General features: G+C 67.0%; 13 protein-coding genes and 2 pseudogenes. 10 read left to right on the top strand and 5 right to left on the bottom strand.

Annotated elements, in window-relative coordinates; translation table 11 throughout:
- The first annotated feature begins 258 nt into the window (after positions 1-258).
- The 4 genes and pseudogenes from ABT342_RS37550 (at position 259) to ABT342_RS37535 (ending at position 2,564) form a co-directional block, all read left to right on the top strand.
- Positions 259-540, top strand: a complete 282-nt coding sequence (locus ABT342_RS37550; protein WP_351583914.1) for a hypothetical protein — start codon at positions 259-261, stop codon at positions 538-540.
- 281 nt (positions 541-821) lie between these two features.
- Positions 822-1,352, top strand: coding sequence for a DUF6584 family protein (locus ABT342_RS37545; RefSeq protein ID WP_351583911.1), 531 nt, complete (start codon positions 822-824; stop codon positions 1,350-1,352).
- Positions 1,353-1,454: 102 nt separating this feature from the next.
- Positions 1,455-1,831 (top strand): annotated as a pseudogene (locus tag ABT342_RS37540) (helix-turn-helix domain-containing protein); the annotation flags it as partial.
- A 118-nt stretch (positions 1,832-1,949) separates the two neighbouring features.
- Complete coding sequence (locus tag ABT342_RS37535) at positions 1,950-2,564, top strand: ParB/RepB/Spo0J family partition protein (protein ID WP_351583920.1); 615 nt, start codon at positions 1,950-1,952, stop codon at positions 2,562-2,564.
- Positions 2,565-2,934: 370 nt separating this feature from the next.
- Here the strand turns inward: ABT342_RS37535 and ABT342_RS37530 are convergent, their stop codons facing one another.
- From ABT342_RS37530 to ABT342_RS37520, 3 genes are all read right to left on the bottom strand, one after another.
- Positions 2,935-3,093, bottom strand: coding sequence for a hypothetical protein (locus ABT342_RS37530; RefSeq protein ID WP_351583908.1), 159 nt, complete (start codon positions 3,091-3,093; stop codon positions 2,935-2,937).
- Between the two features lie 196 nt (positions 3,094-3,289).
- On the bottom strand, positions 3,290-3,601 hold the full coding sequence (locus tag ABT342_RS37525) for a hypothetical protein (RefSeq protein WP_351583905.1): 312 nt from the start codon (positions 3,599-3,601) through the stop codon (positions 3,290-3,292).
- Positions 3,602-3,750: 149 nt separating this feature from the next.
- On the bottom strand, positions 3,751-4,212 hold the full coding sequence (locus tag ABT342_RS37520; RefSeq protein WP_351583902.1) for a hypothetical protein: 462 nt from the start codon (positions 4,210-4,212) through the stop codon (positions 3,751-3,753).
- Between the two features lie 160 nt (positions 4,213-4,372).
- Between ABT342_RS37520 and ABT342_RS37515 the strand changes: the two genes are divergently transcribed.
- The 6 genes and pseudogenes from ABT342_RS37515 (at position 4,373) to ABT342_RS37495 (ending at position 7,734) form a co-directional block, all read left to right on the top strand.
- On the top strand, positions 4,373-4,756 hold the full coding sequence (locus ABT342_RS37515; protein ID WP_502965687.1) for a hypothetical protein: 384 nt from the start codon (positions 4,373-4,375) through the stop codon (positions 4,754-4,756).
- An 8-nt stretch (positions 4,757-4,764) separates the two neighbouring features.
- The gene (locus tag ABT342_RS38380; protein WP_502965686.1) at positions 4,765-4,890 is read left to right on the top strand and encodes a hypothetical protein; all 126 of its coding nucleotides are present in this window, start codon (positions 4,765-4,767) and stop codon (positions 4,888-4,890) included.
- A gap of 6 nt (positions 4,891-4,896) precedes the next feature.
- A pseudogene (gene tpg, locus ABT342_RS37510) lies at positions 4,897-5,442 on the top strand (telomere-protecting terminal protein Tpg).
- A gap of 289 nt (positions 5,443-5,731) precedes the next feature.
- Positions 5,732-6,136: a hypothetical protein gene (locus ABT342_RS37505; RefSeq protein WP_351583899.1), complete on the top strand. Its 405-nt coding sequence runs from the start codon at positions 5,732-5,734 to the stop codon at positions 6,134-6,136.
- 254 nt (positions 6,137-6,390) lie between these two features.
- The gene (locus ABT342_RS37500; RefSeq protein ID WP_351583917.1) at positions 6,391-6,765 is read left to right on the top strand and encodes a VOC family protein; all 375 of its coding nucleotides are present in this window, start codon (positions 6,391-6,393) and stop codon (positions 6,763-6,765) included.
- Between the two features lie 357 nt (positions 6,766-7,122).
- Positions 7,123-7,734, top strand: coding sequence for a methyltransferase domain-containing protein (locus ABT342_RS37495; protein WP_351583896.1), 612 nt, complete (start codon positions 7,123-7,125; stop codon positions 7,732-7,734).
- Between the two features lie 20 nt (positions 7,735-7,754).
- Here ABT342_RS37495 and ABT342_RS37490 read toward each other — a convergent pair whose 3' ends face one another.
- Both ABT342_RS37490 and ABT342_RS37485 read right to left on the bottom strand, forming a co-directional pair.
- Entirely contained in the window at positions 7,755-7,895 is a 141-nt protein-coding gene (locus tag ABT342_RS37490; RefSeq protein WP_351583893.1) for a hypothetical protein, read from the bottom strand.
- Positions 7,896-7,954: 59 nt separating this feature from the next.
- Positions 7,955-8,485 carry an AMIN-like domain-containing (lipo)protein gene (locus tag ABT342_RS37485; protein WP_351583890.1) on the bottom strand — a complete coding sequence of 177 codons (531 nt, stop codon included), beginning with the start codon at positions 8,483-8,485 and terminating at the stop codon, positions 7,955-7,957.
- Positions 8,486-8,919: the final 434 nt, after the last annotated feature.

Below are 8,919 nucleotides of genomic sequence, written 5' to 3'. Positions count from 1 at the left end.
TCCATGGCCGGGTAGTCACACCATCCCAAACAGCCGAATCATCACACCGGTCACGGCCGACCAGGGCTGCTCAACAAGATCGTGTTACGAGCTCTAAATGCGCGGGCCATCGAATCGGATGGATCGCCATGGCAGGAGCTTCCGTTGCACCAATGAGAGGGCCAGTCGCCGTCAGCGTAGGTACGTCTGCTACGAGAATGTGGCAGTAGGCCGACTAAGCCGTCGATTTACGCCCCGGACTGAGGGAGGAAACCAGTCATGCCTGCAGAGATTGATCCACGGACTCAAAAGTCATGCAGTAACCCCGTAGCACTGCCGATCGGGGAAGCCTTTCGTGCCCATACGACAGTGGTGATGTTCTCGCCGCCCTTCCACGCTGCCATTGGGCGAACCATCACCATCACGGTCGAGGCCCAGATGGCTGATCCTGCATCCAACCCGGCGCTCGGTACGGTAGGCGTTAGCGTGCACCAGTGCTGTGATGTGCTGGATGAACTTCACACAGGGCAGGTGATCGGCCAGATTGGGCCTGCAGGCTAGCCGGAGCGTACGCAGACGATGGTGACGTTGCGGGACGAGTGCGTACTGTCGACCCAACATGATGGCGACTTCGTCTACTATCTACGGCTCAAGATCTCAAGTTCAACTGAGTCGGTGCGACTGTCCTACACGGTGGCATGAGACCGTCCGCCGTTCATGAGGGCAGACAGCACCTGGAAGAACAGCATCGGCAGCGACAGGACCAGACGCTCGATACCTTACGAGCGCTGAGCAACGAATCCAGGTCGACGTGGATCAGTGTGGTACCCGATCATGTGTTCATGCCCCTGAGAGAGACCCTTGCCCGAGTCGATGCAGACCTGGCCGCCGGCCGGGTTCCCGTCGCGCGCCAGCGTTTGCGCGGTCTCGTCTCATCCTTCCCTTACGACCTGACGCTCCGCCGACGTCTGGCCGGGGTGTACCGGCTCTACGGCGACGCCGCCGAGGCCGGACGCTGGATGTACCTCGAAGAGGACCGCAACGCCGACGAGACCGCCGCCTTCGAGGCGCGGTACGGGTCCCCCGGGTGGCGGATGAAGGCCCTCGCCTGGCGCGGCCCCGAGGCGATGGCTGCCACCGCCTTCGCGGAGGGCCAGCTGCTCGCCGTGCGGACCGCCTGCGCCGAGGAGCTGGGGCACCCCGTCAACTGGGACGACCCCGCCTCCTACCGATACGGCCTGGACGAGAAGTACGAGGAGGCGCCCTCCGCGCCGCGGACGGTCAGCGGCGTCCTGGCGGGCGTCGGCTGCCTGGTGGGGGCCCTTGCGTTCCTCGCGATCTGGGTAAAGGGAGTCGTTGCCCTCTTCGACTGACCCAGGTCTCCGGGGCCAGTGAGGGACGCCGCTCGAGGTTTGGAGAGACCGTCCAGAACGGCCGTGAACGGGACGCCTGGTGACGAGTGAAATGCTCTCGCGGTGTCTGCTGTGATCACGGCTTCGGAATCGTCCTGGATAGCTCAGTTCACCGGGCTGAGCTCTCGCCTGTTCGGCAAGCTGGTGACCATACTGCGGCACGAGGGTGCTGATGCGGTCCGCAAGGGCCGGCCATGGAGCCTGCCGCTGGAAGACCGGGTGCTGCTGGTCACGGCGTACTGGCGCACCAACCTGACGCTGCGGCAGCTTGCACCGCTGTTCGGCGTCTCGAAATCCGCGGCTGACCGCAACATCAGCCATCTCGTTCCCCTGCTCGCGCTCACGACCACTCCGTGGCCGAGGGGTCGAAGAACTACCGCTACTCCGCCAACCACCAGACACCTCACGTTGCCAAGACGTCAAGCCGCCTTCGGGTCTTGGCCTTGAGCGCGAAGACTTCGACGCCATCGAGCGGGCCCGCGGCGTACGGCAGATGGTGGACATCTGCGCGGAAGACGACGGGGAAGCACGGAGCACGGAGCGAAGTCCCGCGCAGCCGTGCGCCTCAGGAAGTCCCCTGGGTGGGCGACCCAGCAGCTCGCACTGCTGAAGCTCCCGGAGGAGATCCAGCAACGCCTCAGCTCAGGACCCCTACCAGAACGAGACGGCCGATTCCTCGCACGAACAGCCAAAGACTTCCCAGAGCTGTCCCCTGCCGGGCTTCTCGCGCTGCTGGAGCAGAGAAAGGCATCGGACGCGGAGAAGCGGGTGCGGGACAAGCAGGTGCTCGCGGCGCACGCAGCCGCACAGAACCAGAAGCCAACTGCCCAACCTTTTACCGCGGTAAAGACTCCGTCGGGACCGTCGGTACCAGACACGCCTCCTGCAACACCAGAGAAGCAGCTGTCGACGGCTGCGCCGAGCCCCTCTGGAACCGCCTCGGCGCCGGAGCCGCGCGACCCGAAGCCGACGGACGTTGAAACCGCCGCGCCGGAGAGTGATCTCCCGGACTCCTCGGCAGTCGGCCAGCCCATCATGGTCGACATCCGGAAGATGCCCCACGTGCCGTGGCATGACGGCAATGGGGTCGCCGACCTCGTCTTCGAGAAGATGGACAACACGCAGCGCGAAGTCCTTCTGGAACGGCTCCTGGCCGGACGCGGTGATGGATAGCCGGATAGCCAGTACAGGAGTGAACGCCCGGGATGCTGGTGGGCTCACTCTCACTCGGGGGAGGGGTGCTAACGCCGTTAGCACCCCTCCCCCGGTTCTGGGGCCCGCCTGAGCCGGATGTGGAACGGAGCGCGGCCCTGGCCGTGCTTCTCGACCTGGACATTGGCCGCTTCGGCACCAGCGAGAACCTTGCGCTGGACAGCTGAGCACCTTTCGCGATCAGCGGCTGCTGCGTCTTCCAGCCCTGGCTGAGCCCGTGGAGCAGAGGCCGCCGAGAGTCGCCGGTGCCGGACAGCGTGGCCTGCTTGCGGGCCTTGAGGGAGAGGCCGATCGCCTCCCTCTTCCTTTGGGAGGGAGGCGCGAGCCGCTCTCAACCGGCGGGCTGGAACTCCACAACGGTCCCTGGGCAGTTCTCGGACTGGTCGTGCAGGGCGGCCGCCTCGGCCGGGTCGACGCTCAGGCCCCAACGGTGCTTGGTGCCGACCCACTCCGTCAGGTACCAGCAGTGGGCGGATTGGGTCGGCGGCATCCAGGTGCCTGGGCTGCCATGCGCCGTGGTCCTCACGCACGCTCAGTCGGTCTGCTTCCTCCGCAGTCTCGATCAGCTGAGCGGTAGTCAAGGGAACGGCCGCCGCAGAGAGCCGCCGGAGGTGGCGGCAGTGCACCATCGGGCGGAGGTCCTGCGGGTACGGCTCCTCTGCGAACCCGAAGAGATCGAGCAGGGTTCACCTCAGCGGACCTGCTACGGCCGACAGCTGCTGCCGGCGGTGCGGACTTGGGTGCCAGCGCCACATCATCCCGTGCAGCGTGCTGAGGGACAGTCCCCTGAACGGCAGTTCGCAGATACCGAAGCCGCGGTTACTGATCAATGCCCCGAGCACGGCTGCGAGCCTGGTCTCGGCGGGGCGGCGGCCTGGCCATGCCGGCTGCACGAAGGGTCCTGGGGAGGCTACGCGGGGCAGCGAGCGTACGAAACCCTCCAGGGCGGCGAGCTGCGCGTGGTCGCAGTGGCTGACGCGGTCTGCGAACTGTCTCATGACCCTGGCGTCGCGCCCCGGGGGAAGGAGTTCAGCCGGCACAGGGTGGCCTGCGACAACGAGAAGGTCGGCGGCCGGAATGTCGAGTTCAGCGGCAAGTTCGGTGAGTCGCTGCGGGGACGTGTCGGTTCCGCTCGCGGCGAGGCTCGTCAGGATGTTGGCCCGTTCCATATGAGGAAGGTAGCGGGTGGGCTGCCAGGACTGCCCGGCCTCTGCAGCTGGAGCTTCTGACCACCCGCCTTCGAAGGTGCCTCGCGTTTCACACCGCTGCGCGCCAGGAGCTCGGTCCCGGTGGCGTTGAAGTACAGGGTGAAGAACCAGGACCGGTCTGCTGCGACGATGTTGCCGGTACGCAGTCGCTCGTCGCGGTGCCGAGCTCGGAGGATCTCAACGGTCTCGTCGAGGCCCAGGGTCGTCAGGCCGATCTTCAACGATCGCCGCAGCCTCGTCGCAGCGATGCCGACGACCATCCACTGTGGCGGCTGTCCGTCGTAGAGCACTACCTCGCCGCCTGCGGCGATGGCGTCGCGTGCTGCCTTGCAGGCGCTGGTTCGGCCTTTGAGCATCACGGTGATGTCGGGCGGACTCGGGTTCTCGTCCTCGGTGGCCATGCGGCGACTGCAATGGGCGCACATGGTCGTCGTTACAGGATTCGGCGTGGCCTGCGCGGTGCCGTCTGGACCGCCTTCGCAGCGAAGGTCGCCCGTTGATGACGATGCTACTTCGCACCGATGGCTGCAGCCTGGGTGCGGCAGCGTTCCAGCGGTCGGGATGGAAGAGCAGGCGTTCCTGGAGGCGATGGCCGCCTCCAGGAACGTCGACCCGGAGATGGCCCTCGTCCTCAAGGCCATCAAGGCCACCGCGAAGGGTGGCATCGGCAAGCTGCGCGAGCGCCCACGCGGTACGCCGATGTACGAGCCGTGGCCAGCGCTGGAACGCAAGGAGTGGCGCCCCGACGTCCGGGCCGCCCGGCTGGCGACGACCCGGATCAACATGCACCGCAAGATGACGAAGGTCGCGGCGGCCGCCGACCTGTACCCGGTCGCGATCGGCACAGACTGCGTCGTCTACCCGTCCGGCGGACCCAGCCGCTGGACTTCCTGCCGCGCACGCCGGACGGCAAGCCGCTGCCCGGCGGCTTCCGGCTCGGGATGAGCCCCGGGATGGTCAAGCACGAGGGCACCCAAAGCACCCTGTGGGCCGAGGAGCAGCGCGAGAAGTACGGCGACGCGGTCAACATCGCCCGCATCATCAAGGACGGCGGCAAGGCCGCCGACGACGGGGAGTAGAAGCCGATGGACAAGCTCGGGGACAGCCTGGACAAGGCGTTGGAGGGCGCGTTCACCCGCCCGATCCCGAAGTCCGCGCAGACGCAGATGAAGTACCTGGTCAAGCAGCTCAAGGGCACCAAGGCCGTCGCCCAGACGCTCGGGGTGTCCCAGCGGACCGTGGAGCGGTACGTCAAAGGCCGGCTGAGGCGGCCCCGTGCCGAGCTGGCCACGCGCATAGAGCGCGAGGTGAGGAAGCGCTGATAGCCGCAGATTCGGGCGAAGGCCAAGAAGAAGGCCGCCGCCACCGGCGGCATCGTCGTCTCCACCCGGGCGCGATTCGGATTCACCGCGGCGCCGGGCTCCACCGACGACGCCCTCATCCGGCACATCACCCAGGCCCTGCCGCCGCATTGGGCGGAGCGGCTGTTCGCTGCACGCGCCGCCGGCGCCACCGAGCAGCAGCTCCTCGACATCGCCGCCCAGGGCCTGGGCCAGATGTACTTCCGCGACAACGACCGCCGCGCCCACGACCTGCTGCTCGCCTCCCGGCAGGCTGTCTCCAAGACCTGATCTTGGAGGTGGTCGTGGGACGTCGACCGAGTGTGTTCGCCCGGCCGGTGAGCATGGAGCAGGGCCAGAAGCTGCAGCGGATCAGCCGGACCGCGAAGGACCCGGTGAGACTCCGCCGGGCGATCGTGGTGATGATGTCGCCCAGGGCCAGAGGGTCAAGGACATCACCACGCTGATGCAGGTCGGCGAGGATTACGTCCGCGGTGTCATCCACACCTTCAACGAACGGGAGTTCGATGCGCTGGACCCGAAATGGAGCGGGTGACGTCCCAAGACGATCAGTGACGAGGTGCGCGAGCACATCTGCCTGATCGCCCGGAGGTCCCCAGCCGACCGGAAGATCACCGCGTTCTCCACCTGGAGCCTGAGCAAGCTCGCCGACCACCTCATCGAGCAGATGGAGACCGCGGCCATCAGCCGGGGGATCCTGCGCGTCGGCAGGGTCTCCCGGAAGTCCACGACCACGTGGAACGCGTCCAGCGACCGGGAATTCAGCACCAGGATGCACCGCGTCCTGGCGCTGTACGACACCCGCCCGCCGGCGGGCGGGGTGATATGCGTCGACGAGCTCGGACCGCTGAACCCAATGCCCCGCGCAGAACGCCGCCATCGCCGCCGACCTCCGCCAGCGCAACACCCGCGCCGAGCCGAAGACTTACTCCGACCCCGACCCACCGATCCGATCATGGACTGACCACCCGGCCAAGGCCGCCTGTCGAGCCAATCGCGGCCGATCGCTTTCCCGTTGTGGGAGCCAGCCTGATCAAGTAGGGTCACCGAACGTGAACACCGGACCGGCGCTACGCCACACACGGATTGGCCACCCGGTGGAGGGCTGATCGCACGGCGGGTGCAAAGAGCGCACCCCCTCGGTTCGGCACGCGGACCTCCCGGCACTCGCGCACCGCGAGCCCGTTTCCCGTGTCGAACAACAACGAGGTCAGCCGAATGACAGCCACGTTCAACCACACCATCATCGCTGCCAAGGACCGCAACGAATCGGCCCGGTTCTTCCGGGAGTTGTTGGAGCTCTCAGAAGCACCGCCCTGGGGCCCGTTCACCAACATCCAGCTCTCGGACGGCGTGCTGCTGCAGTTCGCCGAGCCGCCGGTGGAGATCCAGATGCAGCACTACGCGTTCCTGCTCGACGACGAGCTGTTCGATCGCGCCTATCAGCGGCTGTCCGATCGCGACATCGAGCACTGGGCCGATCCGCAGATGCGCCGTCCAGGCGAGATCAACAACGAGCACGGCGGTCGAGGCGTGTACTTCAAGGACCCCGCCGGCCACGCGATTGAGCTGATCACCCGCCCGTATCTGTAACCGAGGCAGGACCTGGTCGGGTGCCCGGAACACGGCGCCCGACCAGGCGATCAACTGACCGAACCCAGCATTCCCCAGCGCGCCACCACCGGTCCGCACCACCCGCCGCACCATCACCGCCACCAGCGGCGCCCCTTCCGCATTCGCGGCAGGTGGTCATGGCCCAAGCGGCATACTCTCCGTCATGGCGACCTATGACGGCATCGGTGTGACCTACAGTCGCACTCGACGACCGGACCCCCGGATAGCTGCCAAGGTTCACACGGCACTCGGCGATGCCACGACGGTGATCAACGTAGGTGCCGGCACGGGCTCCTACGCCCGCAAACGGTGCTGGCGGTTGAACCCAGTTCAGTGATGATCGCCCAGCGTCCGGCCGGATCAGCGAGGGCCCTGCAGGCATCCGCGGAGTCGCTCCCTCTCGCCGACGACTCCGCCGACGCGGCGATGGCTCTCCTGACCGTGCACCACTGGACCGACCTGGAGGCCGGTGTCGGGGAGCTGCTTCGGATCGCCCGGCGGCGCGTCGTCATCCTCACCTGGGACCAGACCATCTTTTGCAAGTTCTGGCTGCTGGACGAGTACCTGCCGGAGGCAGCCGCGTTCGACGACACGCGGGCCGTCGCGATCGACCGGCTGATTGCACTGGTGGGAGGCGCCGCCCGCATCGAGACGGTCCCGGTCCCGCATGACTGCACCGACGGATTCGGCGGCGCCTTCTGGCGCCGGCCCGAGGCTTACCTCGATCCGGAAGTGCGGGCCGGTATATCCATGCTCGCCCAGACCGGCGAGGAGGTACTCCGTCCTGGCTTGGCCCGGCTGTCCGACGACCTGGCTTCCGGCCTGTGGCACACACGCCATGCCGGCCTGCTCAACCGCGAAACACTCGACATCGGCTACCGGCTTGTCATTGCCGACCTGGAGGAACAGACCCCTTCTCGTCGACCGGAGGATCCGGGCCCGCCATAGTGCTGGATGTGCCGGCCGGTTTACTGGTGGCCCGTTCCCCCGTCGGCGCATGGCCGCTCGGGGGCTCGGTGGCTCGGTGGTGACTGTCGTGGGTACCGCTTCTCGGCGCCGTTGCCGATGGTGAACTGCTCGCAGCCCTCGGCGTCGTTGTCGCATCCCATGGCGTACGGATCCTTGCCCGTACAGGTTTCGTCCGCCGCCGGTCGGCGGACTCCCCGGCCTACCTGTAGATGTCGACGACCACGCGGTCCGGCTGGGTCAGTGTGAAGACGTTGTAGCGGGTCGACGGGCCGAGGGAGAGGCCGAACTCGACCGTGGCGGCGTGCAGGCTCGTCAGTTGGACACCCTTGAGCGTGGGTAGGTTCAGGGCCTGCGTGAGCGGGCTCTTGAAGGTCAAGTTCCCCGCGTCGTCGTACAGGTGGCCGGGTTCCATCGTGATGAACAGGTACGAGGTGCCCGGGATCTCCAGGTACTCCGTCTGGCCGCTCATCGGAACGTACTCGCCCGTCGTGTTCGTCGACGTTCTGACCTGCGTACCCGCCGTGAGGTCGAACACGAGGCGGTCGTAGCCCGTGTGCGTCGCGGCGCGGGTCCCCAGTATGCAGGTGTCGGGGCATGTGGCGGTCGCGGTGGCGGTCCCGGCCGGGGCCGGGGTCGCGGCGGTGGCCGCGGGCGACGCGAGTGCCGAGACGAGGGCGGTGACGGCGAGTGGCGCGGCGAGTCGGGTCCATGTGCGTCGCGAGGGGCGCATGATGTCTGAACTCCTTTGCATAGGGTCCGGTCGGGGAGACCACGGGCCGAAGACGGAGTGATTCCGAAAGCGCGCCAGGCAGGCGAGGACGTCCGGAATTGATGGTCTTCCTGAGCGAGAGCCGTCCGAAGGCCGAACGCAATGCAGCGTAGGGCGTGTACCTGACACCTTGGCCAGCCGCTCCGGCCGGAGTGACCGAAAGTATGACCATCCAAGGCTTGTTGATGAGGCAAGCACACGCCCGGCTTCGGCAATCGGCCGCACATGGACATCATCGCGCGACCCGGGCGAGGTCGACCACGTTCTGGACGACGCTGACCAGCGCGTGGGCGATCGCGGCTAGTGACCTGGTTCGGAGATCCTGTCGCAGTAGCGGCAGATCCGGTCGAGGATCTGGTCGGCGGTCTTGGTCCACTTGAAGGGCCGGGCCTCGT

Origin of the sequence: Streptomyces sp. NPDC000410 (assembly GCF_040300305.1) — a bacterium.
Lineage (GTDB): Bacteria > Actinomycetota > Actinomycetes > Streptomycetales > Streptomycetaceae > Streptomyces.
This window is presented reverse-complemented; position numbering and strand designations above follow the sequence as displayed.